1 protein-coding gene and 1 pseudogene are annotated in these 610 nt (G+C 56.1%); both read left to right on the forward strand.

Annotated elements, in window-relative coordinates; all coding sequences use genetic code 11:
• Positions 1-136: pseudogene (locus ABDZ36_RS14715) on the forward strand (UPF0175 family protein); the annotation flags it as partial.
• Positions 133-610: PIN domain-containing protein (locus ABDZ36_RS14720; RefSeq protein WP_343749381.1), on the forward strand; the 478-nt coding region annotated here is incomplete at its 3' end. The pseudogene ABDZ36_RS14715 and the gene ABDZ36_RS14720, both read left to right, overlap by 4 nt.

Genomic DNA, 610 nt, shown 5'->3' on the forward strand with positions numbered 1-610 from the left:
CATCCTCCGTGAGCACGGTGTTGAACTTCGCCTCGGGCTCGGTGACCAAGACGACGCAGCCTACGAGGTAGAGGCAGCACGCGAACTCGAATTCGATGATGAGGACTCGTCTGATGAGGAGTCGCGTGTTAAATGACAGGTAACGATCTCCCAACGAATCCGAGCGTCTTGAACACGACTGTCCTCTCGAATTTTGCGTACATCGATCAGCTGTGGGTCGTTGCTGGCCTCTCTGGAATCTGTACGGTACCAGTCGTTCGTGAGGAACTCGAACACGGCGTCGATAATCACCCATATCTCCAGGAAGCACTCGATACACTTGACGACGAAATCCCAGTTGCGACGATTTCGGATACTGTCGCAAACAGAGAAGCCGTTGTTGGTGGGCATCTCGACCCCGGGGAAGCACAGGCGTTCGCCCTTGCCGACGCACACGACGGTCGACTGCTGACAGACGACGGAGATGCCCGGTCGTTTGCGAAAGACCAGGGTGTGACCGTTGTCGGGTCGGTTGGCGTTCTGTTGGCTGCAATCGATGCTGGGAAGATCGATGAATCAACCGCTGATGAGTGGCTGTCGATGTGGATCGACGAGATCGGCTACTACGTCC

Source organism: Halarchaeum salinum, from assembly GCF_039520965.1.
Taxonomy (GTDB): domain Archaea; phylum Halobacteriota; class Halobacteria; order Halobacteriales; family Halobacteriaceae; genus Halarchaeum; species Halarchaeum salinum.